This window comes from Lederbergia sp. NSJ-179, assembly GCF_022867885.1.
In the GTDB taxonomy this organism is placed as follows: domain Bacteria; phylum Bacillota; class Bacilli; order Bacillales; family Bacillaceae_C; genus Lederbergia.
In genome coordinates this window covers 38,379-63,943 of sequence record NZ_JALIFP010000023.1, presented here as the reverse complement: position 1 = coordinate 63,943, position 25,565 = coordinate 38,379, and the positions used below count along the sequence as shown (strand labels likewise).

The following is a 25,565-nucleotide window of genomic DNA, read 5'->3' as shown; positions in this document are numbered from 1 at the left end:
AATAACAGCTTTCTTCCATTGCCTCAATTGATTAACATGAATTCCGTGATCAGAAGCAATTTCGCTTAGTGTTTTTTCCTCCTTCAAGATTTCTAGCACAATTTGAGATTTGAATTCTGATGTATATCGTTTTCTTTGTTTCATAAACCTACTTTAACATCTCCTCATTTCGTGTCTAGTTTCTTGGGTCCATTATACTTTTCCCGCTGGAATTGCTTGATGGCTACTATAAAGCACCAAACCATTTTGAGGCAAGATCTTTTGCCAGCTCTTCAGGTGACAATCGCCAATCCTCATACTTATCTAACTTGCCATCTTTATTTAAATCCTTAAAAAAGTGTCCATTTTCCTCTAAAATTTGGATGCCTGACTCTGTGGAATATCCCAGAGTCGGTCCCCATCATTCTTAATACATTTAATAGACATCACTTTACCCCTTTCAATAACCGTAAAAAACTAATCTATTTAATTAAACCTAGTTTAGTAAGATTATAGAAACTAATTTTGACGTCCTTTTTCTACATAGCTCATATCACCAACTGATTTTACGGTATATTGTCCAGCTGCGTACTCTATTTTCGTTTCACTTGCATTGTCCAATTCTCTTGCTCGATTCGATGAATCAACCATCGATAGGAATGCGCCAATCGTCATTCCATTAGTAATAATTAACACATTTCCTCCGCTATTCTCTTCTTGCTTCTTTGCAATCCCGTCAATACCCTCCTTAACCCGTAATGAGGCTTGTTCCCAATCTTCAGCCTGCTTCGTCTCATCTCATGCAGCACAATCGTATCTACAATTTTATGTAATCCGAATTTGACGACCTCTTCGACGGTCTCAACATTTAATCCCTCTACTATTATTGTTCCATATATTTACATTCAAATCACCTTCATATTTACCAAAGTTCACCTCCCGCAACTGTTTACTTTTGCTAAATTCTAAATCTTTCTGCCCGGACATTTGTGGAGTAAAGAGGGCCAAATTTCACTTATCCACATGTGAATAGAATTAGTTTAACTCTTTTATTGAGCTGAAAGAGTGGATGCTGAATTAGAAACTGCTAAAGTTTCGATTCTTCATATTCTTTCTATATTGGCTTGGAGTAACTTTATATTTCTTTTTAAATAATTCATTGACGTTCTGGGGTTTTTTATATCCTATCATTTCCGTTATCGTTTTGATTTTCAAATCTGTTTTTTCAAGTAACTCTTTCATTTTTTCTAGTCTTTTATTCAATATATACGAAGATAAATTCTCACCGGTACCTTCTTTATAAATTTTTGACAAGTAGACAGGATGCAAGTAAACTTTGTCAGCAATCATTTCCAAGGACAACGGTGAACTAAGATTCCTCTGGATATAGTCTTGCACAAATAGTATTGCCTCTTCGTTATTACTAATTGTTTCAATGTTGTGATCCAAGTTTAAGTACAAAAACTTTAGCAAATTATCATCATTTACCAAATTAAGAACACTTCCTACATCACAATGAGTGAACATTTTTGGAAGAGTTTCATTTAAATACAATAGAATTTCCAACTTATTGATAACCATATCTTGTGACATGTTATTTTCTGCCTTCTTTAGTTCCTCAATCAACAGGTTCCAATTTTTATTTTGTATCAAGGATTTTAACTTAGTTTCACTCGGCATATCATTGATTTTGGTATCATATAGTTTTTCAATAATTATTTTCCGATTCGCATTTTTGGACTTGGGCAATTCGTCTATTTCACTTTTTACAAATCCGAATACTCGATTATTCCAAGTAAAATTACAAATAGATTTCATATCAAATAATACAAAACTTGCAATAAAATTACTCTCGATAATTTTATTAAAAATATAGTTAAACTCGAAAACATTAGCTTCTTTTCCATTCAAAATATGCAAATAAAAATCAATCAAATTTATATCTTCTACCATTTTTTCAATGGATATTTCATTTATGACCTTTGAAATAGTTGTTTTCAATTCATCTTGAAAAATAGGCTTTAATAAGTAATCCTTAACACCAAATCGGATTGCTTTTTGTGCAAATTCAAAATCCGAATATCCAGAAATAATGATGACTTTCGTGTTTCTGTTCATTGCTTGTACCAAATCTAATCCTGTTACCTCAGGCATTTTTATATCGGTGATCAAAACATCAGGTTCATATCCATTATTGATCAATAGTAATGCCTCCTTGGAGCTTGAGAGTCCCTTAACTTCGTTAAATCCATATTTTTCCCATTCCATGACATTTAATAAATATTCTAAAATTCTCCTTTCATCATCAACGATTAATAGTTTCATTTCCACTCATCAATCCCTTCAAATTAAACTGAAAATAAACCGTTAGTCCTCCAAGTTTATTCCTATTTATTCTTAGTTTTGATTGTTGACCATAATAATTAATTAACCTTTGGTTCACGTTCCACAGACCGACACTATCATTCTCATTTCTTTGGTGTTTTGAGATGCTTTTCAATAACTCGTCAATGTCTTGGTCATTTAAACCGGGACCATCATCTTCAATAACAATTTTACAAAAATCCCCTTTCAAAATTCCAATCACCTTTACATGATTCGCGCCATCTTTTCCCTCAATTCCATGTTCAATTGCGTTTTCAATGATTGGTTGAATAATTAATGGTAGGATGAAACACTCCTCAATTTCTGGGTCAATCATGATCTGAAAGTTAAAATCTCTTCTTAAAGATTGTATAGTCAGATAATGTCTTGCAAACTCTATTTCATCTTTAATTTTTACTATATCTTTTTTTTTGGTCATATAGCGGTAGTATTCCGCTAGATGTCTTGTCATTTCAGTAACTGCTTTTGGATTATGTGCAACTGATACAATATAAAATAGACTGTTGTATAAGAAATGTGGTTGAATTTGCGAACGGAATTGGCGCGCTTCTGCTAGTTTTCTCTGTTTTATTTCTAGATTTAATGACGTTAACAATTTTTGTATACTGCTAATCATTAAATTGAACTGTTCAAATAGATAGTTAAATTCATTGTTTCGAACTTTTGAAATCCTTGTATCGTAATCTCCCTGTTCGACACTTTTAAATTTATTTGTAAGCAATCGAATTTCAGATAATATATCTCTATAAAAAAGAACGATTAATAGGAGTCCAAATATTAAAACGACTAAAATTGAAATAATCACGAAGAGTGTATTTCTGTTATATTTCATCTCAATTTTATCTCTAGGTAAAAAGGTCACTAGCCGAATTCCAGAGGATTCACTTTTCTCACTAATTAAAGTACCTGAAATTGCACCAATTCGACTCTTTCTAACAAAATCACCCTTTTTCTCCTGATCGATGTGTTGGATAATCTCTTTTTTTAATTTCATTGACCCACTAACTGCCTTATTATTTGGGAAAAGCACATAAGAAAAGCTATTTTTCTCATTATTCATGACAGAGAGTGCAGCTTCCGTCTCAAATAACAGGGCATCAGACATTTTAATGGCAACTATTAAATCAGCTTTCTCATCTATTCCAAAGGTATAATTCATAAAAAAATAGAGTCCTTCATCTGTTTGTCTCCATTCTTTTTTGCCATCCAATTTTTTTTCTAATTCATTTCGCATCGATAAGTTTGTTTCGGTAGTAATCAGAATATCTTGTTCAGTCAAAAAAAGAGAAATACTGCTCATGTTTTCACCATTAATAAGACGTTCTTTTAACATACTTCTAATATCAAGAAGCATAGTTAAATAAGAATAGCTTTCGCGATCTCCTTCATACTTTCTCAATTCTTGCACTTTTTCATCCACCAATATTGTCGACGCGTTATCCTCGATTTTCTTCTGTCCGAATTCTAGTCGACTCTTTGCGTAGTGTAGCTGAATGCTCGTTAGATTAATTTTATTTTGACGATTGGTTTCTATTGTTTGGAAATAGAAATAGCATATAATTGAAAGAATTATACAAATATAGATGATTAATAGCCCAAGTAGAAGTGTCGCTTTTTTTCTCATTTGATTACCCCTGTTTTCAAAGTCGTATTAGCCAAGAGTTTTCCTTGCAAAAGAAAACGGCTAGGAAACTCCTAAGCCGTTATCCATGTTGGACAATAGTAGAGACATCATATCTCAGTATAGCATCAAATAAGCTTCTTAAATATAGCCGGTTCACCGAATTCTGTCACTACTTCAACATTCTCTCCGTTACTTTGAAATTCTTTATTGTTATGTTCCCAGCTACCTTTTGGAAGATATACTTTTCGTGATGTTTTCCCCTTCTCAACTATTGGAGCAACTAAATATCTCTCGCCTAACATAAACTGATTCGTGATTTTTTCAACAGGAGCGTCTGGAAACTCATAACTCATATATCTTACAATTGGTTCCCCTGTTTCCGCTGCGTGATCAACCAAACTCATCATATATGCAGCGTATTTGTTTCTGACGGCTATACTTTTTTGAACATATGAGAAATGGTGTTTGTCGAGAATACGATACGGTGCTGCTGAGAATTGCATGGATGGCATTAAACAAGCAATTTCAGCATGGCGAACAAATAATTCAGGATCTAAGTTACCACTTAATTCTTGAAAATTCAGATACTCCCCACCACCAATCATGTCAGGACATGAAAAAGGGTGCCCAGTTATGCCTTGAACCAATGTATCTGGAATTAATGAAGCAATTCCATTTTTGGTCCATGAGTGATTCTTATCACACAATCTTTGTAGCAAAGGATAACCCCCGGCACGAAATGTTACACGGTATTCGTTAAACGGATACTGTTCACCAAATTTCGCCCATAAATTAGACTGTCCATCAGGAGTTGTTTTGTGGTATGTTTCATTATCCACCTTATAATACTTACTATCACCTGCATCAAATTTAAATCCATCAATTCCTAGTTCTTGGAGTTCGTTCATCTGTTCTTTTAACCATTTTTGGGCATTTAGATTTGTCATATCCAAAACCGCTGAATATCCATTCCACCATTTGGTTATAAACGGCTCCCCTTCCGGTGTTTTTATCAAAATGTCTTTAGCAACCGCTTCTCTGTACTTGATAGTATCCGCACTAATGAATGGACAAATCCACAACATTACTTTAAATCCTAATGATTTAAGATGATCCACCATACGTTTTGGATTAGGGAAATTTCCGGTGTGAAATGTCCAGTCTCCATAATAGTTAGACCAACCGTCATCAATCATGAGTACACCCGGTGGCATGTCATTACTTATGATATCCTCTGCGTATTTTTCAATCGCTGGTTGTGATTGATGGAACGTTAATTCAATCCATGTATTATAAATTGGACTTTCAAATAATTCTCGTGCCGGTATCCGATTTTTAAACGGAAAATAACTTTTCATTGCAGCCAGATATGCTCCTTTTAAGTTTTTGTATCCATCGATTACTACTACATCATTAGGAACATCGATAACACCATTTTTAAATGAAATGATATAACCGGTATCTCGCCATATAACTCTTCCCTTTGTTGAAATAAATAATGGCATGGATTGATTTGGAGTTTGGTTTTCTGTCAGATCAATAGTTACGTCGCTATCCAATCTAAACGGCATTTTACTGCCATCAACCACATTTCCACCATACCAATATTCATTATCGAGAATTCTTAATTGCATTTTATCCTCCTTTACATGCGATTACAGTTTTCCACCTGATGTCGCAATACCTTCAATAAATTTTTTCTGAAAAATAATAAATATTAATAACATGGGCCAAATTGCGAGAAATGATCCTGCCATAAGTTCTGGGTAGTTTGTTGTATACTGTCCTTGCAAAGTAGCCAGTCCCGCTGATAGTGGCATTTTATCTACGGAAATATTCACAATCAAAGGCCACATTAAATCCTTAAATGCAAATAATGCGGTGAATATTCCTAAAGCAACAAGTCCTGATTTCGCTAACGGTAACATAATTTTGAGATATATTTGCCCTTTGTTACAACCATCCAAAATTGCTGCTTCCTCTAATTCATCCGGTAATCCCATAAAGAATTGTCGTAATAAGAATGTTCCAAATGCACTTACTAACCCTGGTAATATCAAACCTGAAACAGTGTCAAGCATTCCAAGGCTTTGTGCTAATAGGAACTGTGGAGCAATAAAAATCTGTGATGGAATCATCAGTTGAACTAAAACAACACTAAACAGAAAATTCTTAAATGGAAAGTTAAGACGTGCAAAAGCAAAAGCAGCCATTGAACTGAAAATTAACGCAAAAACTACACGACCCGCTATCATTAATAATGTATTGATGTAAAATGCCCCAAACGGTAGGCTAGTTAGAATCTGAGAAAAGTTCTTCCATTGAGGTTCTTCTGGAAACAAAATTGGTGGAACTGCTACTGATTCATTTAGAGTTTTTATAGATGTAAGGCACATCCATACAAATGGCATTACCATAATTACTGCGCCAATTATTAATATTGTATGAATGATCACCTTATTTCCTATTTTTCCTTTGTTCATTAGAAACCTCCTCGTATAATATGTTTAAGAGCTCCTCTTAGAGGAATTTCCAGTTGAATCCGGATCCCTTGAATGCCCATTCTCTTGTCTATTTACCACTGTGTTAATAGTGAACCCATTTTTTCTGTAATTTCATCTGAATATACGTAAGCAATCCTATGATTAGCAGCAATATCAGTATGATAGTTGCGCCATAACCTTTTTCATTCAATATAAACGCATGCTTAAAGAACAAATAGACAAGCGTCTGCGTATACGGAATAACTTCGCTTGTTGGACTGAACATCATGTAAATGACGTCAAAAATTTGTAACGAGTTAATTACTGTTGTGACACAAACAAAGAACAATGCAGGAGACACTAATGGTAAGGTGATAGAAAAGAATTGACGTATGGGACCAGCGCCTTCTAAACTGGAAGATTCATAATAATCTCTAGGAATTTCCTGAAATCCGGCTATCAAAATCACCATATTAGTTCCAATAGCACTCCATATACCAACAATAGCAATTGCAATAATCGTTAATTGTGGATCTGTCAACCAAGCTGGACCTTTTATTCCGATGAGACTTAAAGCATGGTTGATTAATCCATAGTCAGAATTGTATAACCACTTCCATACCATCGCAATTGCCGCTGGTGTCGCCACCACTGGAAGAAAGTATATGACACGATAAAATGATATGCCCTTAATCTTTTGATTAAGCAGTTCTGCTGCTAAAAGGGAAAAAACTATCGTTCCTGGAACAACAATCAATGAATATCTTATGGTATTCCATATTGCTAATGGAATATTTTCATCATGGATCAGCCGTTCATAATTTTCCCACCCAACCCACTGTGAGGCACCTAATCCACTAGACTGTTGAAAACTCATAAAAATAGTTTCAAACATTGGTTTAATATTTAGAAAGAATAATCCTAACATTGTAGGGGCAACAAATATTAACCCCCAAAAAAGAGCATCCTTTTTATACCTTTTTTTCGCAAAAGTAAAATACTGAGTTTTTTGTTTCTTCATATTTTGGGTGTTTTTAACGGTTTCCACGTTCTGCCCCTTTCTTAAAAGTCTAAGATGAATACATAGGTATTCATCTTAGACTTCCATGGCTTCTTTTTGCATTTAATTGCTCAAAATTTCATTCACTTTTTTTGCTGCATTATTAGTAGCTTCCTCCACTGTTTCATTACCACTAAACATTTTTGCTAATTCTTCTGTAGCTATGGTTTCAGCTTTATTAAAATTAGGTCCGTTGGGACGCAATACACCATAATCCAGCATTTCAGAGAAAACCCGTGTGTTAAAAGTGTCTTCGGTTGCTTCTATAAATTTCGCTTCGGTGCCTTTGTAAGCAGGAATTGCTACTGTGGATTCACCCTGAATTTCCATCCCTTGTTTCGAACTTAAGAAATCCACAAACTTAATCGCAGCATCTTTATTTTCGGTATAAGCTGATACAGAATTTGCAAGTCCATTGTATACAGTTGCTTTAGTTTTACCTTTTGGCAGTACAGCAACATCGATATTTTGTTTCATATCATCGTTTGATGAATACTCTCCATACATCCATGAACCATCATAAATCATAGCAATTTTTCCTGACAAAAATAAACTACGAACATTATTTTCTGCAAATTCCACAATTGAAGGTGATGATTTATCTTTTAGTGAGAAATCACCCCACCATTGAAGTGCTTCTTGTGTTGCCGGAGAGTTTAGCTCTGACTTTGTCTTATCATCACTAATAACGTTTCCTTCATTTTGGAAAATAGCATTATAGTAACCTACTTCCGTATCATTTGATGCTGCAAATCCATAAATTCCTTTATCAGAATCTGTTAGTTGTTTTGCTACTTCTTTAAATTTATCCCAATCCCAACTTTCATCAGGATATGCTATACCATTCTCATCAAAAATCTGTTTGTTATACCAAAGACCTACTGTACTTACGTCTTTTGGAATACCATAATTATTACCATCATAACTATATAAATCGACCAAATCTTCCGGGAAATTCCCTTCCACCTTTTTATATGAATCAGTAATATCAAGCAACACATCTGCTTTCATATATCTATGTGCTTCACTGCCGTGCATCCAAAAAACATCTGGTAAAGTCTGTCCATTAGCACTTGCTTCAAGCTTTGTCCAATATTGGTCCCATGGAATGACTTGAACCTTTACATGAATATTTGGGTTTTTGTTCATAAATTCTTCTGCAATTTTTTCCATACCAGGTTTTTGAATTGGATCCCAAATTGCATAAGTGATTTCCGTTTTTTTCCCTCCTGATCCGGTGCTTTCTTCTTTGTTTGCATTGCTGCAAGCTACTAGTCCAGCTACGAAAGCTACTACAATCCCTAAAACAATAATTCTAAAAAGTTTTTTCATAGAAATGACCTCCCTCTTTAAAATTAAGTTTAGAGGAAACGCTTTCTAATGTAAAAACCCCATTCTCAAGATTTACACCCTAACATCAACATTATGAAGGGCTTTCTTATTTTAAGATGAACAAATTAATACTTTGGTGGTCTCCAACCATCTGCGCTTTGGACTGAATAAAAGATGCGATTCATTATGAAGAGTGATTAGGTAAAACGCCACCCAATCCCTGGGATTTCTATTATGGATCCCTTTCAGTTTTGATCGGAACCTTCTACCTCAATTTGACCGATTTTCAGCCACCCGTTCTTTTCTTGTTCCTCGTTGGCGAAATGGAATGCCTTTGCGTTAGAGGTAATTTCCGATAAAGGATTAACAACTCTAACTAAAATATCATAGGGTCCATTGTTCAGTACCGAAATGTCACTTGACCATTCCAACAACACCTCCTTGTTATCTCCCGTTTCTTCGTCATTTGGTAAGACACCTGATATATCCCAATCTGTCGTCCATTCTTTTATAATCCCCTTCTTGTCTCTTGCTGCGATTTCTACTTTCCAATCATAATAGAAAGGAGCCACACCTGTATTCTGAATTTGTATCGCAGCTTGCAAATGACCATTATCTGAGCTCACATAGGCAGTCGGTACATAATACTCATAACCTAAACTACGTGAAGCTTGGCGGGCACGTTCAAGCGCATCTTCTTCAAGTGGAATTTGGAAAATCCCTTGGACTTTTAGCCAAGACGCATGAGTTAGTTCCAGGCTTTTGTAAAAATCTTCTCCTTGTGATCCTTCAATTGGTTCACCTAAATATTGCGGCGGATCGTTATCCCACATGTCAATTTGAATTTCAGGACGCATTTCTCCACCAATTGGTTCTGTTTTCCATTTATCCATGACATTATTAGCTTGAAGACGACCGACAAAATGCCAGTCCATTCCACCAAAACTAGGAGGTAAAGTCTGAAAAGCAAATGAGTCATCATGGTAGCCAATATTCAAATCACGATTATAGTCAGTCGGATAGCGCACAAGCATTCTTGTTTTATCAAACGAATCATCGAAGGCTTCAACGATGGCTTCTTGATTTGCCAAGCTTGGCATCCAATCGGTTGCATGACCATCTTCGTGTTCAGCCAATTCACCATCCCAATTTCCAGTTGCGGTCCAGCCATCCTGTGGATACGTATGCCATTCACCCCAAAATCCTATCAAGCCAGCCTGAATGAAACCGACCCTTGGGTCACCATCATACTTATCTCCAAGGGCTTCAATAAATTGCAACAATGCAATGTTGAGATTCTCATCATCATAATCGGGTGTGACACTTGTTCCATCAGGTCCCCCGTTATTATAGTAGTCGTAGTCTTTTGTTTCCAATCCAAGATCTAGCAAAAATTGAGGAATTCCGGATGGCTTATGTGGATAATCGAGATACACCCTAAAGATGGCCTGATTTCCTCTTGAAGCGATATCATCAATTCTAGATTCTAACGTGCTCCAGTCAAATTTATTAAAATCGGTCATAATATCCTTCAGTGGTATATAGAAAAACTCCATACTGTGCGGCATCTGATTAACATTTGTCCGCCATGTCCCATCGTTGTCTTCATAGAATTGTTCTTCTATCGCATTGCTAAAAGGTAAAAATCCTTTTAACGGGTTATCGATTGGTGCTTGTGCATAGTTAAGATTAAAAGTTTCAGAATCAGTTGCCCACTCAGGAGTCGTAGGTTCTTCACGCGGTACATAAGGTTCTTCCTCTTCTCCGATTGTTTCTTCTTTGTTTGCACTGCTGCTGCAAGCTACTAGTCCAGCTACGAAAGCTACTACAATCCCTAAAACAATTATTTTAAAAAGTTTTTTCATAGAAATGACCTCCCTCTTTAAAATTAAGTTTATTGGAAACGCTTTCTAATGTAAAAACCCCATTCTCAAGATTTACACCCTAACATCAACTTTATGATGGGCTTTCTTATTTTAAGATGAACAAATTAATACTTTGGTGGTCTCCACTATCTGCGCTTTGGACTGAAGAAAAGATGCGATTCATTATGAAGAGTGATTAGATTATACAAAACAGCTATCTTAGTCGAAAAAATAAGGAAGGTGGTCCATTTTGGTTATTCCCACAATGGACCACCTTTTCTAAAAACGTAGTGAATCATTCTTGTATTTTCGAACTTAACATCCTATATAACTTTATTTTGATCCTCCAATCATCGTTATGCAAACCCAAGTTCACCAGCAGGAACAATCATTTTTCAGCTAAACTTCGGTTTCTCCACATCCGTGCCTATTGGAGTTTCTTGTGTTCTACCATTAAATTGGATAGCCGACTATTTCCTCCTTCCTCCAAAACGGCCCCCCTAAGGACAAATGACTTCAATGTTCATCTCTTGTAAGGCTCTTATAAAATCTTGATCTGTTTTTGAATCGGTAATGATGGAGTGAATCATTTCGAGTGGAGCTATTCTTGAAAATGCTTGAATGCCAAATTTTGTATAATCGGCAAGTAAATACACTTCATCAGCAATTTCAATCATTTTCCTTTTGACTAATGATTGCAGTTCGTTTGAATCACTAATCCCCCGTTCAATATGAATGCCTTGACACGAAATAAAGGCCTTATTCACATGATAAGGCTCAATTGCCTGTATCGCTAACTGACCAACAAACGATAATGATTTGGATAACAATGTTCCACCACTTGAAATCACTGTTATCTTTTCCCTTGTAGATAATTCCAGCGCTACTTGCATGGAATTCGTAATGACGGTTAGGGGCATATCCGGTAGTCGTTTCGCCATATACCAAGCCGTTGTACTCGCATCTAAAATAATTCGGTCATTATTTGCTACATGTTTGATTGCCACGTCCGCTACGGCCATTTTTTCCTTGACATTTCTAATTTCACGTTCAAAATAGGGCAATTCGATTTGACCTTCCTGTTTCACACTAACGGCTCCACCATGACTTCTTTGCAATTTCCCTTCGGCCTCAAGTTTTTCTAAATCGCGGCGGATGGTCTCTTCTGTCACCTTAAAAATTTGGCTTAATTCTGATACCCGGATGCTCCCTTTCTCATCTACAATTTCCGTTATTTTCTTATGTCTCTCTGCTACTAACATCTGGCCACCTCATCATTTATCATTATATCAATAGTACTAAAAGGAGCATGGAATGTCATATATAAGGAAAAGAAATGCAGCCCCAATGGAGTTGCATTTCTTATGAACTTATTTCCTGCTAGACAGTACCGTTTTTTCATATTGATCCACTTCTTCTAACCATTGTTCTTTTACTGGAACATTCATTTGTTCACAGTAATGATTCCAAATGGCACCAAATGGATAGGTTTTGAATTCCTCTATAATCGCAAGTCGTTTTGTAAAATCGCCTTTTTCTTGAAGCTCTTTTAACTGCTCGTTTGGCATCAGTAATCCATACAACAATGCTTTAATCATATTACGTGTACCGATTGTCCATGCTGCTACCCGATTAATACTGGCATCAAAGAAGTCAAGACCAATCATCACTTTATCCAGGGCATCGTTACGGACGATTTCGAGCGCAATTTCCTTTAGTTCATCATCAAATGTGACGACATGATCACTATCCCAACGTACAGGTCTCGATACATGAAGAGCCAGCTTATCATTGAAGGGAAGCATGGCCGAAATTTTATTCGATACGACTTCTGTTGGATGATAGTGGCCTGTATCTAAGAGACATAACTTATTATTCACAAGTGCATAATTTAAGTAGAATTCATGGGAGCCAACAACAAATGCCTCTGAACCAATTCCAAACAATTTACTTTCAACTGAATCGATGTTATATGCCTCATCAATTTCGACGGCAAAAATTTCATCCAACGAGTTTTTCAAACGTATTCTCGGTGTTAGTCTGTCACTAGGGATATCTTTATAACCATCCGGAATCCAAATATTTGTTAAACAAGGTGTGCCTAGCTCTCTTCCAAAGTATTCACCAATTTTCCGACTCGCAATACAATGGTCAATCCAGAATTGGCGAATGCCCGGATCAGGGTGAGCTAAAGTCAATCCATCAGCCGCCTTTTCATGAGAGAATAATGTTGGATTGAAGTCAAGACCAATTCCTTGTTCCTTTGCCCATTTCACCCATCTTTCAAAATGTTTCGGTTCAATTTTATCTCGATCAACTACTTCCCCATCTGTTTCAGCATAAATCGCATGTAGATTCACCCGATGTTTACCAGGAATTAATGATAAAGCCTTTTCTAAATCCATACGTAGTTCTTCAGGTGTTCTCGCTTTCCCGGGGTAATCCCCTGTCACTTCAATTCCACCAGATAACTCATTCTTATTGACCTCGAAACCACCAATATCATCACCTTGCCAGCAGTGTACCGAAATGGGAATACCTTTTAACTTTTCAAGAGCCTCTTCTACATCAATTCCCCATTGTTCATACTCTTTTTTAGCTTGTTCAAATTGATTTTCCATTATAATCCTCCTCATTTATTGTGATGCAACATATTTTTTTACTTCAAAGGATTGCTTAATGATGGTTCTAGCTTCATGGATATCTTGTATCTCTCCTAATGCAATCATTTGTACAACTAGATTGCCGATTGCAGTCGCTTCCACCGGACCCGCATACACTTCTTTTTTCGTGAAATCTGCAATCAATTGATTCAGAAGTTCATTTTGCGAACCACCACCAATTACATTGATGGTGCTAAATTCTCTTTCAAAAATCTCCTCTATTTCATCCACTGCTTTCACATAACTAATGGCAAGACTATCAAAAATACATTTTGCTACTTCACCGGGCGTTTCAGGTACTTGTTGATTTGTTTCCCGGCAATAGTTTTGAATTTCCTTGATCATATTATCTGGTTTTAAAAATCGTTGATCATCTACATTCACAGTGGATGAGAAATTGGAAGTCGCTCGTGATAAATCAACGAGTTCTGCAAAAGAATATTTTTGATCATAATTGCGGCGAACTTCTTGGATCATCCAGAGTCCCATAATATTTTTCAAAAAACGAAATTGAAAATCCATCCCCCCTTCATTTGTAAAGTTGTAGTTCAATGCTTTCGTGACACAAATCGGAAAATAATTTTCAACTCCAATTAAGGACCATGTCCCTGAACTGATGTAAATTGTCTCGTCTAATTCCGGAACAGCCAGGACTGCTGAAGCTGTATCATGGGTAGCCGGCAATATTACGTCTAGATTGAAACCAAGTTCTTCGACTAATGCTGGTTTTAAACGTCCAAGTTTCTCTTTTGGCATTTTGATTTCTTGGAACATCTCCATATTTAAATCTAGTTTATTTATAATCTCTTTGTCCCATTTCTTTGTGAACGCATTAAGCAATTGTGTGGAGGTAGCATTGGTATATTCATTCGCTTTCTTTCCTGTTAATAAATAATGAAGATAATCCGGCAACATTAAGAAAGTCTTTGCTTTTTTTAACACCTCCGGTTGTTGCTTCCTTATCGCATATAATTGATAAATGGTATTAAATTTTTGGAATTGAATCCCTGTTTCCAAATATAAACGTTCCTTCATGATGATTTTCTCTACTTCTTCCATCATGCCATCTGTGCGAGGATCACGGTAGCTAACCGCATCCGTTAACAGTTCGTCCTGTTCATCTAATAAAACAAAATCAACGGCCCATGTATCAATGCCAATGCTGACAGGCTTAACACCCAACTGATTGCACTTCTTCATTCCTGTTTTAATCTCATTGAATAAAAGAGTAATATCCCAGCAAAAATGGCCATTTTTCTCCATGAGGTTGTTATCAAAGCGATGAATTTCTTCAAGTTTCAATTTTCCATTTTCAAGATTTCCCAACATCACCCTGCCACTAGAAGCACCAATATCAACGGCTAGACAATACTTCATTCTATACCTCCTTCGAAAAGCGCAAGCGCTTTGATTTATGGTAGAGCCATCGTTTCTGACCCGCATCCTGCGGGCTCCTAAAGCGTTTTCTATTTAAGTGAATGGGATACATCTGACTCTCATGCGAATCAGATGTATTTTCTTATCTTGTAAATGCAGCCGGCACTCCACCGTCAACCGTTAACATGCTTCCTGTTGTTTTTGCTGACTTGGATGATGCAAAGAAAGCAATTACTTCTGCCACATCTTGAGGATAAATATTGACTAATAAAGTTGTCCGTTTGCGATAATGTTCTTCTAATTGATCTGGCTCAATACCGTATGCTTGTGCCCGTTCTTCCCGCCATTTTGAATCCCAAATCGCTGAACCTTGTAAGATCGCATCTGGAAGAACCGTATTGACACGGATCCCATATTCCCCGCCTTCTGCCGCAATACATCTTGCTAAATGGGCTTCAAGTGCTTTAACTGAACTATAGGCCGTCACATTTTTCCCAGCGTAAATCGAGTTTTTGGATCCGATAAATACCATACTTCCGCCTGTTGCTTGAGCTTTCATTTGTTTGAATGCTTCTCTCGCAACGAGGAAATAACCTTTTCCTAGTACATCCATATTCAGATTCCATTCTTTTAAGGATGTTTCATCGAACGGACTGGAAGTAGCGAGTCCCGCATTATTCACAATGATATCTACTCCACCATACGTTAACGCTGCTTGTTTGAATGCGGCTTGTACTTGTTCTTCACTCGTCACATCCATTTTTACAGCGATTGCACGGCCTTCGCCATATTGCTCATTTATTTCGGCCGCAACTTTTTCAGCACCTTCAAGATTCAAATCGGCAATCACGACATGGGCCCCTTCTGAAACGAACCTACGACATGTTGCACTGCCAATTCCACCTGCTCCTCCTGTCACAAACGCTACCTTTCTGGAAAACTCGGCTTCCGCTGGTGCTAATGATAGTTTATAAAGTTCCAATGGCCAATATTCTATATGATAAGATTCATTTTCATTTAAGGAAACAAAATGACCTAAAGCCGTTGCACCTTTCATGACAGCGATAGCCCGATGATATAGTCCTGCGCTTATATTGGCTGCGCTTAAGCTCTTACCTGAATTCACCATACCAAGACCTGGGATCAAAATCACTCGGGGTACGGGTTCAAACATTTTGTCGCCTTCATGCTGATTACGTTCAAAATAAGTGATATACTCGTCCTTAAAGCGTTCAATTCCAGACTGGATCAATTCGATTAATTGTGCAACATCTTTATTGGATGGATCCCAATCAATATAAAGTGGAACCCGTTTCGTATGCACTAGATGGTCTGGACAAGCTGCCCCAACTTGTGAGAGTGCAAAGGCGTCTTGGCTATTGACAAACTCTAGTACATCATCTGAATGGTCATACGTTAATAACATTTTTTGATCTTGACTTACGGCACCACGAATGATTGGCAAAACTTGAGCCAGAATATCCTTTTGCTCTTCTTCCGCCAATGATTTGTATTTTTGACCACCAAATACAGTGGTTTTATCCATCTGTGCTTGAATATACTGTTCAGCCTCGTTGATGACCGCAATCGTTTTGTCATAACTTTCTTTTGCTGTTTCTCCCCAAACAACGAGTCCATGTTTTTCCATTAATACAAGATCAGCATTTGGATTATTTCGAACACCTTCTGCGATCATTTTTGATAAGGTAAATCCTGGGCGAATATAGGGTACCCAAACAAAACGATCTCCAAATATCTCTTTGGCAATTTCTTTCCCATTATCTGCACAGCAAATGCTAATAATCGCATCTGGATGTGTGTGATCAACATGTTTGAATGGTAAAAAGGCATGAAGTAACGTTTCGATTGAGGCACGCGGATGACTACTGTCAATCATACAATGAGACAAGTACTCGACCATTTCCTCATCTGTCATTTCATCCCGCTCCATCAGTGGGCGAATATCGTCTAAACGTAAACCCGTAAAATTCTTGGCCCCCATTGTTGCAAGGTCAGATCCACTACCTTTGACCCACATGACTTTAATATCACGTCCACGAAAATCTTTCTCCACTGTTTTCATGGATGTATTACCACCGCCCCAATTACAAACAGCTCGATCCGCTCCTAATAAATTGGAACGATAAACAAGCTCCTCAAGACCCCTGTTCATCTCTTCAGCTTTTTCTTGATTCCATAAATTCTGAACCATATGTATCCCTCCTAATCACTCACTATCTCCCGATTATATTTATTTACTTCTGTAAGAATTATAACATCATCCGATCTATTCTGTATATACCTTTATTTATTTTTGTTTTTGTTTGAAAGAAGAAAAGAAAGTAGCTCTTTTTAAAAAGGAATTTCGGAAAATAGGAATAACCTAGTTCTGAGGTGACAAATATGGATTAAATATCATGCTGATGAATAAATAGATTTTGAATAAGTAAAGAAACATAATAAGCCTCAGGTTCCTTATATTTTTTAATTTGAAGATGAAAAAGGTTTTACATCGTTTGAAACTTATAAAGGAGGGAAATATATAAGTCATATGTTACGCTATTTGTTAGTTAATTTGTGGCATATATGATAGAGTAAGGATACAATGAATATAAACGAACATAAGCTAATAATGATAAATGATGAAAATGATGAGGATGTTGTCGGGGGATTTCTAAATAAGCTTTATGAAGAATCAAAACAATCACAAGATGCGAAGCTGCATTTAATGTTTCTACAAAGTGCGTTCAATTTATTGAGTGTACAATCTTTGGAAAACTTAATAAATACGAGATCCGAATTAACAATTACTTTTAATGGGGAGGAAAGGACAAAGCATTATCATTTGGTAAAACCACTAAGAGTTATTCCAATATACGAGTTGCGGTACGCTATGAATGGGAATAAACATTTACGCTTTCTGTTTTTTCCTTTTGAATTCAAAGGTCAATCCCATTATGTTTTTGTGAAATGTTTCGTGAAAACTCGTGTTCCAAATGTTGATGAAACAGATATTATGAGAGATTTAACTTATCAAATGTATAAAAGGGTAAAGGAAAATCCTGAATACTATTTAGAAGGGATTGAGTCATAATGAAAAAAAACAAAAATCTTTTAGATATGACGACTTCTATGCTAAAGGAAGGTCATTCTGATTTAAAGGCATCATTAGAAGGTTTGGCCCCTGTATATGCGAAAATCATTTTTGCTCGTCGCATGGAATTTGGTTATTCTCAACAAGAACTTGCTAAGAAAGCAAATACGGGGTTAAAAACGATTTCTCGGGCCGAAGGAGGCTTTGATAACCTTTCGACCGAAACATATGATAAGATTTTCCATGCATTAGATTTAAAGGTTAGGGATGTAGCGGAAGCTATGATTCAACTACAATCCGGCGATGATGAACTTGCTGCAACCTCAGTATAAAATTCAAGATAAGAAAAGCTCAAGGCGCCCGCCTATCGGCGACAAGCAAATGTTCTGAGACAAAGAAAGGCGTTTTTTGCCTTTCATTGTCTCAGGTTATTTGACCTCGAGCCGATGGCGCCTGGAGCTAGATCCAAAAATTAGCCAATTTTTATATTTTCCTATCCTGTAAATATCTAAAAAACACGTCACATTTGTGGCGTGTTTTTGTCAAAATATACTCCGTACTCATTTTTAACCTTAACAACAATCGAAAAAGCCCGCCCCTTTGCCCTAATGAATATAATGTGACAGGAAACTGTTTAGTCGTTCTTTATAAGCGTCCTTCTCCAATACAAATGATTCACCATGATTGGCCCCTTCCACAAGCATCAATTCTGCCTCACTGTTCGTATGATCATATAATTCGATTGCCAATTTCGTAGGAACGAAGGTATCGGCTTTTCCATGTATATAAAGAATAGGGACATTTGTCATTTCTACTTCTTTTAGAGCATTTGCCTCGCGTAACGAATAGCCTGCCTTTGCTTTAGTGACCATGCTTGTACTATCTAGGATTGGAAAGGCCGGTAATTTAAACATTCGTTTCATCTGATAAGCAAGTAAATTATAAACCGATGTATACGGACTGTCGGCGACTATTGCCTCCACTTGACTAGGAAGATCCTTCTCCCCACTTGCCATAAGAACCGTTGCTGCTCCCATTGATAAACCGTGGTAGACAACTTGCGTATCTTCCCCTAACTTATTGACCAAAAGCTTCGTCCAGTCAATCAGGTCAAGGCGGTCGGGCCAGCCAAACCCATAATAATCGCCCTCACTTTCTCCATGTCCACGTGCATCTGCCATGAAAATATTGTAGCCAAGCTCTTCATAATAATATTGGCCAAATAATCCCATTTGTTTCGCATGTCCTAAATACCCGTGTGTGAAGATCACCAACTTATCTGTCGGCTCCTTCGCCGGCAAATAATAGCCGGTTAAATTCAAGCCATCGCGGGACTTCATCTGTATTTCCTCAAAATCCCGAGTAGCCACCCATTCTCGCCATTCCCCTTCTAGCATTTCATCCAACGATTCAGCCGAGACTTCAAGATCCGCATTTCCTTCAAGAAAAGTTTTTGGACCTCGTTTAATCGCTAAATTATAAAAAAAGAAACTTGCTGCAATATCCCCTACTAGAAGGATGCCCACTAGAGCCACAACTATTTTCTTCCAATGCTTTCGTATCATCGTCATTTTCCCCTCAAAAACAAAATGAACTCTCTGAACTCTTATTATACTAAATAAATAGGCATGATTCTTTGGCAGATTATTGAAAAGGACATAAACATAGGAAAGTCTCCAGTTTAATGGATTGGGAGAAAACTTGTAGTTGATTTATACGAGAGTATTTCTCCCAATCCGAGTGTATTCTTTTTAAAATGGTGCTCTAACATGTGATCACCTCGAATCCATTGATCAGACAAAATGAATAGCCCGCTAGATTGGGAATTTCTTTGTTTTTCAAATATCCGGTGGACATACGCGAAATAATGATTGTAGAATCATTAACCCTTGTTATAATGGAGGAAAAGTAGATTCGATTGAAATATATATTTTGGAAGTAGGTGTCATATGGCTAAAGTTCTTATTATTGAAGATGATAAAGCGATTAACCATTTAATCTATATGAACTTAGATTTAGTGGGTTACGAGTGTAAACAGGTATATGATGGAAAAGAAGCGATTACCATTTTAGAGCATTGGCGGCCGGATTTAATTTTACTGGATGTAATGATTCCTTATATAGATGGTTTTTCACTTATGGAGCAAAACAGGTTTGAGGGGATTCCTGTTATCTTTGTTACGGCCAAAGATAATGTTTCCCATAAGGTGAAAGGCCTAAAATTAGGGGCGGATGATTATATTGTGAAACCGTTTGAAGCATTAGAGTTACTGGCTCGTGTGGAAGCTGTTTTGCGTCGTGCCAAACCTGTAAAGAGAAAATATTCGATTGGCCATACCGTTATTAATTTAGACGAGCGTATCGTTACCGTTGATCAAAAGCCTGTCAATTTAACCAATCAAGAGTTTGATCTCTTGGAAGTGCTGATTACCAACTGCAATATCGCTTTATCTCGGGAAAAGCTACTTGACTTAGCATGGGGGCACGATTATTTCGGAGACACACGAACAGTGGATGTTCATATTACAAAACTTAGGAAAAAGCTCCATTTAGAAAATCATATAAAAACAGTATATAAACTTGGTTATCGACTGGAGATGCAAAAATGAGGTTTTGGCAAAAAATCTTTTTGAGTACACTTGTCGTTTTTATCACTTTATTTGATATTTCATCCTTTGTCCTTATCTCTTATTCTTACAAATTCAGCCTGCAAAGGGAAGAAGAAAATAGTATACGCGAGCAAGCGGTTATCCTATCTTCGATTGAATCTAGCATTACAAACGCTCACAAGCTTCTCCCTAATGCTTCACTTCAAAAAGATCAATGGATCAACATCATTCAGCCACTGGCAAACTATTATGAAGATCAAAACGTTTATCTTTCCTTATATGATGGAAATACAAAAATTTATTCGAATGTTCCTGATTTCGACTTCAGTCTATTAAGTATTCAAAATAATGGAAGTAAGAATATAAAAAATCAAACGATCGATGGAGAAAGATATTTATTTGTGGCATCAAAATTATCTTCCTATTCCCATTTAACCTTTATATATGCTCGTGATATTAGCCAGCTTGACTCCTTCCTTTCTTCTATCATCCGCGTTTTTGTGATTGTAAGTGTTGTTTTGGCTGCGATATTGGGGATTTCTATCTTTATTCTTTTAAAACGGTTGACAAGCCCATTAAACGAACTAAATGAAATAACAAGGGAGATAGCTAGTGGCGCCTATCATAAAAGGGTCAATATTTTTCGAAAGGATGAAATTGGAGAGCTAGGAAAAACCTTTAATATGATGGTTGATTCCGTTGAAGATAAAGTAAAGCAATTAACCGAAGCGACTGAAAGCAGACAACGTTTTATTGATAATCTTGCCCATGAAATGAAAACACCCCTAACCTCGATTTTGGGATACTCAGAGTATTTGCAAAAAGCGATGATGAACGAGGAGCAGCGTATTATTGCAACCGGACATCTCCAAGAAGCCGCGAAAAGATTACAAAGTTTGTCCACCAAGCTTTTAGATTTGACTTATATACGCAGCAAGAAAAGGGAGTTCGCTAAAGTGGATATGGAAGCCTTGTTTTCCTCTTTAGAAATCTTGATGCGCCCCATTATGAAAGAGAGAAAACAGCGGCTCGAAACAGCGGCACATATAAAATGGCTGCAGGGTGATGAAACATTATTACTGTCCCTGCTGACGAATTTAGTGGAGAACGCGGCAAGGGCGTCCACCGAAAACGAAGTCATCAGAGTGAAGGCCTATTGCAATGATTATCCGATCCTAGAAGTGAGTGATAATGGCTGTGGCTTGGATATTGAAGAAATCGAAAAAATAACGGAACCTTTTTATCGTGTGGATCAGTCCCGTTCACGCGCCTTTGGTGGGAATGGATTAGGTCTTAGTATTGTCGCGCAAATAGCTGAATTCCATGGAGCTAAACTTGATATTCAATCCCAACAAGGTACGACCATACGGATTATTTTTAACAACTCGATAACAACTTGATAGCAACTTGAAAACATTGCCCTTGTATCCTAGCAATATAAGGGATACAAAACTTCATTTTAAAGAGAAGGAGAAGGTTTCATGAAAAATAAAAAATATCTACTAGGTGGCGTCATCACAGGAGGAGTTTTAATCACGATCCTCGTGTTCAATAGCTTTGTGTTCCCTTCTGTTCTGGCGGCAACTTCTCAAGATTCTGAGATAAAAACAATACCAGCAAGTAAAGTGGAATCTGAATCAACTACGGAACAAGTAACAGATCCATCCAATGATTTAAAAATGTTTGGCATCACTGATGGCGTTTCTGAGCAAATGGCGTTACAAATAGCCATCGATGCACTAAAAGAAACGAAAGATGTAAGCAACTTACCCTATGCCATAAATATTGCTCAGGACGATACTCCTGTCGATCCAATCAAGTGGTTCGTTGTTTTTTATGACGATAATGATGGGTATTCCGCTACAATCAATCCCCATTCTGGGGAAGTGATTACACTAGAAGAATTTTCCGGAGTAAAAGCCACTTTCTCAAAAGATGTAGAAAAAGCGAAAGCGGAAAAAGAAAAGTTGTATCATAAGACGATTTATTCCATTTATGATTAAAAAAGTTTTTTGTATCCCTTGTGTGAAGAGCTCGGCAAATAGTCGAGCTCTTTTCTTGTGGGACAAGCCGTTGAACAGCGGCTTCGATCCGTTGAATGAGGAGGTCGAGCCATTAAAAAGTAACTTTGAACTTTTGAATAAAGCCTCAGTTTATTAATCCTCATCCGTCTCCTCAATCTTCTCATCGATCTTATGCTTTTCTTCCCCCCACCAAAGTGTCTCATCCATATCTTCTATGACTTCCTTGATTTCATGATTTTCAGCCACTGCGGGTGGAGAGCCACGGAGCGGTTTTCCGGATGTGTTTTTTAGAAATAAAGTGACAACCACAATCCCAATGACTGAAGCAAAGATCAAATAGTACGCTGGCACTAGTTGGACGGCGGTGAGATTAATCAACCAGGAAATGAGTAAAGGAGCCGTACCCCCGAATAGTGAAGCGGAAATATTATATGTAACCGCCAAGCCTCCGTATCTCACCTCTGTGAAAAACAGGGAGGGCAACTGCGAAGTCATGGTACCTTTAATGCCCGCTAAGAGAGCCCCCAATATCAATAACCCCAAAAAGACTTGCCAGTTATTCCCACTTCCTATTAATAAAAATGATGGAATCGATAATAATATAATACCTAACAGACTCATCTGAATAATCCGCTTATTACCAATTCGATCACCAAAATATCCTATTGCTAATACAATCGGAATCATAATAAACATAACAATAACAATGAATAATAGTCCTTTTGTTTCTCCATAGCCCAAAACAGCTGTCAAATGGGATGGCATATAGGTTAAAATCGTATAATCAATCACATTATAAAAGAAAACTAAGACAAAACACATCAGGATCGAACGACGATGATATAGAAATAGTTCCTTCATGGAAACATGCGGTTTTTTCTGTGTTTCTTCTTCTTTTTTCTCCTCCATCGCAGCAAAAGCAGGAGATTCCTCAAGATGGTTCCTTAAGTACAAACCTATTATTCCAATGGGAGCAGCAATTAAAAACGGCACGCGCCAGCCCCAATCCAGCATCGTGTCTGACCCGAGAATAAAAGTAAGTAGTGTCACTAACCCCGAGCCACCAATATACCCGACTAATGTTCCCACCTCTAAACCACTTGCCATAAATCCACGTTTTTTATCTGGAGTGGATTCTGCAATAAATGTCATAGCCCCGGCATATTCGCCACCTGCTGAAAACCCCTGTACCAATCTTGCAAGCAGCAGCAGAATCGGGGCTGCGATACCGATAGACGCATAAACGGGAATCAATCCGATCCCAAGTGTCGCGATGGACATCATGATCAATGTGACAGCTAAAATCCTTTTTCGTCCTAACCGGTCTCCTAGCATACCAAAAAACATCCCACCAAGGGGGCGAACAAGAAAGGCAACCGCAAAGGTGCCAAAACTAAACACCAACTGAACAGAGTCACTTACACCTGAGTAAAATACCTTCCCAATAATCACAACCAAATACGAATAAATCCCAAAATCAAACCATTCCATGGCATTCCCTAATGCCGTTGCCACCACAGCCTTTTTCGCTATATCCGAGTCAATGACTGTTATATCATCTTTATGCACTTTGTATTTCTTTTGCTTGTTTTTAGCTTTCTTTTGATTCATAAACAGCCTCCTCCTCAAAACTCCTTGCCTTAGATGTTCCCTTAATCATAATTTCTTATGAGCAACTTTTCATAATTTAAGTATAAAGGTGCCAGGTAGTTAAGCAATTCAGAATTGCTTAACTACCTGGCACCTTTAATTGAATTGCATTATCCTCCTCGTCCCGTATCTCCCTTCATTCAGACGCATTACAGCCTTCATTTTAGGATGATTAAAATAATAGAAGCAGCGTTTTAAAAGCAGAACGAATGAATGTCTATATTCGATTCAACTGTTCCAATGATGTTAAAACAGATTTCAAAAAGCCCGGTATTTCTCTCATATGTTCTTCCGTTAGTTTCGGTTTGAATTTCACCTCAATATTGTCCATATAAGTGGAATCTTGTCCATAGACGAAACTTAGCGTTTGAGTTAAGTGGATGTCGTCTTCCCAAATTGAGTGAAGTGCCTGTTCAATTTGCTCACATTGCTTGGCTAGTTGGAGGTTGAGCTGTTTTTGAAATCGCAAAAGTAGGGAACAACCAGGATTGACCCCAGGCGCTTCCAAAATCTCGCCCGCTAAATCTTCTAGTGACGCCTCCACTATTAATTCTACGGTCACTTCTGGTTCGTCCACCAATATAAATTGGATCGATAAACGTCTAGCCAAAGTGGCAAAATCCATTCGATCCTCCCTATTTTGAATGATGATCTCCTGATCGATATTATCCAAATCGTAAATATGATTTTCAAATGCGACTTTTAGATTCTCAAAAATGGTTGGATCGTACATCCTGTGACCTCCGTAGATTTTTGAACCAGATACTTATTTTATTTTGACTTACATCGTTTATTTAATTCATAATAAACAAATTCTTTATCATCTGTTCTTCCTACTTCTTTAAATCCGAACTTTTTGAAGACTTTAGTGCTTATTATATTTTTTTCATCGATGCCTGCATATATAATTTCAACCATTTGACCCATTATTTCTTCAGTATTTGCTATAAGGTCAGCTAAAACAATCGTACCATACCCTTTATTTATTTTTTTAGGATGAATAGCCATTGGATTAATTCCTAAGACCAATCTGCCATAGTCATCCTTGTAATAATTAAAAATGAATAAGGCAATAGGCTCATTATCTATCTCTACCACTTTAAAATAATCTGCAATGTTAGACATTTCTAATGGGTGAGTCTTATACCAATGATATTCTTTGGAGACAGGCTCATTAAAAAAAGCAAACGTATTAATTAAATCTGCATTTTTGCTGAATGATGGTAAAATCCAAGAGTCTATTTCTTTATCAAGATCTATATCGTAATCCCTCCATTTCAAAACAATCACCCCCAATATAACCCCAAGCGAATTTTATGATTCGAGGTCGGATATTAGTGCCTCAGGATGTGTTAGTATGCACTGGTGACTAAACCTGTTTGGCCAGCTTTTAATGGAGAACTCAAATTCATTCTTACTA

21 protein-coding genes and 2 pseudogenes are annotated in these 25,565 nt (G+C 37.1%); 5 read left to right on the top strand and 18 right to left on the bottom strand.

The features are described 5' to 3' along the window. The 14 genes and pseudogenes from MUB24_RS15750 to MUB24_RS15685 form a co-directional block, all read right to left on the bottom strand. The coding region (locus MUB24_RS15750; RefSeq protein WP_244705165.1) for a transposase at window positions 1–144 on the bottom strand (144 nt) is incomplete at its 3' end. Between the two features lie 60 nt (window positions 145–204). Then, window positions 205–397, bottom strand: a pseudogene (locus MUB24_RS15745) (hypothetical protein); the annotation flags it as partial. 101 nt (window positions 398–498) lie between these two features. Then, window positions 499–756 (bottom strand): annotated as a pseudogene (locus MUB24_RS15740) (histidine phosphatase family protein); the annotation flags it as partial. Between the two features lie 300 nt (window positions 757–1,056). Beyond that, on the bottom strand, window positions 1,057–2,304 hold the full coding sequence (locus tag MUB24_RS15735) for a response regulator (RefSeq protein ID WP_244705719.1): 1,248 nt from the start codon (window positions 2,302–2,304) through the stop codon (window positions 1,057–1,059). Continuing rightward, window positions 2,285–3,988: a sensor histidine kinase gene (locus tag MUB24_RS15730; protein WP_244705711.1), complete on the bottom strand. Its 1,704-nt coding sequence runs from the start codon at window positions 3,986–3,988 to the stop codon at window positions 2,285–2,287. The genes MUB24_RS15735 and MUB24_RS15730 overlap by 20 nt, the downstream gene beginning before the upstream one ends. 125 nt (window positions 3,989–4,113) lie before the next feature. After that, window positions 4,114–5,622, bottom strand: coding sequence for a glycoside hydrolase family 31 protein (locus MUB24_RS15725; RefSeq protein WP_244705709.1), 1,509 nt, complete (start codon window positions 5,620–5,622; stop codon window positions 4,114–4,116). Window positions 5,623–5,643: 21 nt separating this feature from the next. Then, window positions 5,644–6,471, bottom strand: a complete 828-nt coding sequence (locus tag MUB24_RS15720) for a carbohydrate ABC transporter permease (RefSeq protein WP_244705707.1) — start codon at window positions 6,469–6,471, stop codon at window positions 5,644–5,646. 103 nt (window positions 6,472–6,574) lie between these two features. Further along, window positions 6,575–7,519, bottom strand: coding sequence for a carbohydrate ABC transporter permease (locus tag MUB24_RS15715; protein ID WP_244705705.1), 945 nt, complete (start codon window positions 7,517–7,519; stop codon window positions 6,575–6,577). A 75-nt stretch (window positions 7,520–7,594) separates the two neighbouring features. Continuing rightward, a complete protein-coding gene (locus MUB24_RS15710; protein ID WP_244705703.1) occupies window positions 7,595–8,863 on the bottom strand; it encodes an ABC transporter substrate-binding protein in 1,269 nt (422 codons plus the stop codon). A 245-nt stretch (window positions 8,864–9,108) separates the two neighbouring features. Next, complete coding sequence (locus tag MUB24_RS15705; RefSeq protein WP_244705701.1) at window positions 9,109–10,728, bottom strand: DUF4832 domain-containing protein; 1,620 nt, start codon at window positions 10,726–10,728, stop codon at window positions 9,109–9,111. Window positions 10,729–11,228: 500 nt separating this feature from the next. After that, a complete protein-coding gene (locus MUB24_RS15700) occupies window positions 11,229–11,990 on the bottom strand; it encodes a DeoR/GlpR family DNA-binding transcription regulator (protein WP_244705699.1) in 762 nt (253 codons plus the stop codon). 108 nt (window positions 11,991–12,098) lie between these two features. After that, window positions 12,099–13,349, bottom strand: coding sequence for an L-rhamnose isomerase (gene rhaA / locus MUB24_RS15695; RefSeq protein ID WP_396426767.1), 1,251 nt, complete (start codon window positions 13,347–13,349; stop codon window positions 12,099–12,101). A gap of 15 nt (window positions 13,350–13,364) precedes the next feature. Next, window positions 13,365–14,768, bottom strand: coding sequence for a rhamnulokinase (rhaB, locus tag MUB24_RS15690; RefSeq protein WP_244705697.1), 1,404 nt, complete (start codon window positions 14,766–14,768; stop codon window positions 13,365–13,367). A 142-nt stretch (window positions 14,769–14,910) separates the two neighbouring features. Continuing rightward, complete coding sequence (locus MUB24_RS15685; RefSeq protein ID WP_244705695.1) at window positions 14,911–16,980, bottom strand: bifunctional aldolase/short-chain dehydrogenase; 2,070 nt, start codon at window positions 16,978–16,980, stop codon at window positions 14,911–14,913. Between the two features lie 393 nt (window positions 16,981–17,373). On the opposite strand from MUB24_RS15685, the gene MUB24_RS15680 reads away from it, so the two are divergent. Beyond that, window positions 17,374–17,862, top strand: coding sequence for a hypothetical protein (locus MUB24_RS15680; RefSeq protein WP_244705693.1), 489 nt, complete (start codon window positions 17,374–17,376; stop codon window positions 17,860–17,862). Next, window positions 17,862–18,194 carry a helix-turn-helix domain-containing protein gene (locus MUB24_RS15675; protein ID WP_244705691.1) on the top strand — a complete coding sequence of 111 codons (333 nt, stop codon included), beginning with the start codon at window positions 17,862–17,864 and terminating at the stop codon, window positions 18,192–18,194. Before MUB24_RS15680 ends, MUB24_RS15675 begins: the two co-directional genes overlap by 1 nt. Before the next feature lie 273 nt (window positions 18,195–18,467). Here MUB24_RS15675 and MUB24_RS15670 read toward each other — a convergent pair whose 3' ends face one another. Next, window positions 18,468–19,427 carry an alpha/beta hydrolase gene (locus MUB24_RS15670; RefSeq protein ID WP_313898458.1) on the bottom strand — a complete coding sequence of 320 codons (960 nt, stop codon included), beginning with the start codon at window positions 19,425–19,427 and terminating at the stop codon, window positions 18,468–18,470. Between the two features lie 384 nt (window positions 19,428–19,811). Here MUB24_RS15670 and MUB24_RS15665 point away from each other — a divergent pair, with 384 nt between their 5' ends. The 3 genes from MUB24_RS15665 (at window position 19,812) to MUB24_RS15655 (ending at window position 22,474) form a co-directional block, all read left to right on the top strand. Next, window positions 19,812–20,471, top strand: coding sequence for a response regulator transcription factor (locus MUB24_RS15665; RefSeq protein ID WP_244705687.1), 660 nt, complete (start codon window positions 19,812–19,814; stop codon window positions 20,469–20,471). Further along, a complete protein-coding gene (locus MUB24_RS15660; protein WP_244705685.1) occupies window positions 20,468–21,871 on the top strand; it encodes a sensor histidine kinase in 1,404 nt (467 codons plus the stop codon). The genes MUB24_RS15665 and MUB24_RS15660 overlap by 4 nt, the downstream gene beginning before the upstream one ends. Before the next feature lie 81 nt (window positions 21,872–21,952). Next, window positions 21,953–22,474, top strand: coding sequence for a hypothetical protein (locus tag MUB24_RS15655; RefSeq protein ID WP_244705683.1), 522 nt, complete (start codon window positions 21,953–21,955; stop codon window positions 22,472–22,474). Between the two features lie 153 nt (window positions 22,475–22,627). Here MUB24_RS15655 and MUB24_RS15650 read toward each other — a convergent pair whose 3' ends face one another. The 3 genes from MUB24_RS15650 to MUB24_RS15640 all read right to left on the bottom strand — a co-directional run bounded on the left by MUB24_RS15650 (window position 22,628) and on the right by MUB24_RS15640 (window position 25,426). Next, a complete protein-coding gene (locus MUB24_RS15650) occupies window positions 22,628–24,106 on the bottom strand; it encodes an MFS transporter (RefSeq protein ID WP_244705682.1) in 1,479 nt (492 codons plus the stop codon). A gap of 256 nt (window positions 24,107–24,362) precedes the next feature. Continuing rightward, window positions 24,363–24,878 carry a hypothetical protein gene (locus MUB24_RS15645; protein WP_244705680.1) on the bottom strand — a complete coding sequence of 172 codons (516 nt, stop codon included), beginning with the start codon at window positions 24,876–24,878 and terminating at the stop codon, window positions 24,363–24,365. A gap of 38 nt (window positions 24,879–24,916) precedes the next feature. Beyond that, the gene (locus MUB24_RS15640; protein WP_244705678.1) at window positions 24,917–25,426 is read right to left on the bottom strand and encodes a GNAT family N-acetyltransferase; all 510 of its coding nucleotides are present in this window, start codon (window positions 25,424–25,426) and stop codon (window positions 24,917–24,919) included. Between the last annotated feature and the right edge of the window lie 139 nt (window positions 25,427–25,565).

What these genes read in the sequence shown, in the direction of transcription:
- MUB24_RS15735 (WP_244705719.1), bottom strand. Translation starts at nt 2,304, where the DNA reads ATGAAACTATTAATCGTTGATGATGAAAGGAGAATTTTAGAATATTTA.
- MUB24_RS15730 (WP_244705711.1), bottom strand. Translation starts at nt 3,988, where the DNA reads ATGAGAAAAAAAGCGACACTTCTACTTGGGCTATTAATCATCTATATT.
- MUB24_RS15725 (WP_244705709.1), bottom strand. Translation starts at nt 5,622, where the DNA reads ATGCAATTAAGAATTCTCGATAATGAATATTGGTATGGTGGAAATGTG.
- MUB24_RS15720 (WP_244705707.1), bottom strand. Translation starts at nt 6,471, where the DNA reads ATGAACAAAGGAAAAATAGGAAATAAGGTGATCATTCATACAATATTA.
- MUB24_RS15710 (WP_244705703.1), bottom strand. Translation starts at nt 8,863, where the DNA reads ATGAAAAAACTTTTTAGAATTATTGTTTTAGGGATTGTAGTAGCTTTC.
- MUB24_RS15705 (WP_244705701.1), bottom strand. Translation starts at nt 10,728, where the DNA reads ATGAAAAAACTTTTTAAAATAATTGTTTTAGGGATTGTAGTAGCTTTC.
- MUB24_RS15700 (WP_244705699.1), bottom strand. Translation starts at nt 11,990, where the DNA reads ATGTTAGTAGCAGAGAGACATAAGAAAATAACGGAAATTGTAGATGAG.
- rhaA (WP_396426767.1), bottom strand. Translation starts at nt 13,349, where the DNA reads ATGGAAAATCAATTTGAACAAGCTAAAAAAGAGTATGAACAATGGGGA.
- rhaB (WP_244705697.1), bottom strand. Translation starts at nt 14,768, where the DNA reads ATGAAGTATTGTCTAGCCGTTGATATTGGTGCTTCTAGTGGCAGGGTG.
- MUB24_RS15685 (WP_244705695.1), bottom strand. Translation starts at nt 16,980, where the DNA reads ATGGTTCAGAATTTATGGAATCAAGAAAAAGCTGAAGAGATGAACAGG.
- MUB24_RS15680 (WP_244705693.1), top strand. Translation starts at nt 17,374, where the DNA reads ATGAATATAAACGAACATAAGCTAATAATGATAAATGATGAAAATGAT.
- MUB24_RS15675 (WP_244705691.1), top strand. Translation starts at nt 17,862, where the DNA reads ATGAAAAAAAACAAAAATCTTTTAGATATGACGACTTCTATGCTAAAG.
- MUB24_RS15670 (WP_313898458.1), bottom strand. Translation starts at nt 19,427, where the DNA reads ATGATACGAAAGCATTGGAAGAAAATAGTTGTGGCTCTAGTGGGCATC.
- MUB24_RS15665 (WP_244705687.1), top strand. Translation starts at nt 19,812, where the DNA reads ATGGCTAAAGTTCTTATTATTGAAGATGATAAAGCGATTAACCATTTA.
- MUB24_RS15660 (WP_244705685.1), top strand. Translation starts at nt 20,468, where the DNA reads ATGAGGTTTTGGCAAAAAATCTTTTTGAGTACACTTGTCGTTTTTATC.
- MUB24_RS15655 (WP_244705683.1), top strand. Translation starts at nt 21,953, where the DNA reads ATGAAAAATAAAAAATATCTACTAGGTGGCGTCATCACAGGAGGAGTT.
- MUB24_RS15650 (WP_244705682.1), bottom strand. Translation starts at nt 24,106, where the DNA reads ATGAATCAAAAGAAAGCTAAAAACAAGCAAAAGAAATACAAAGTGCAT.
- MUB24_RS15645 (WP_244705680.1), bottom strand. Translation starts at nt 24,878, where the DNA reads ATGTACGATCCAACCATTTTTGAGAATCTAAAAGTCGCATTTGAAAAT.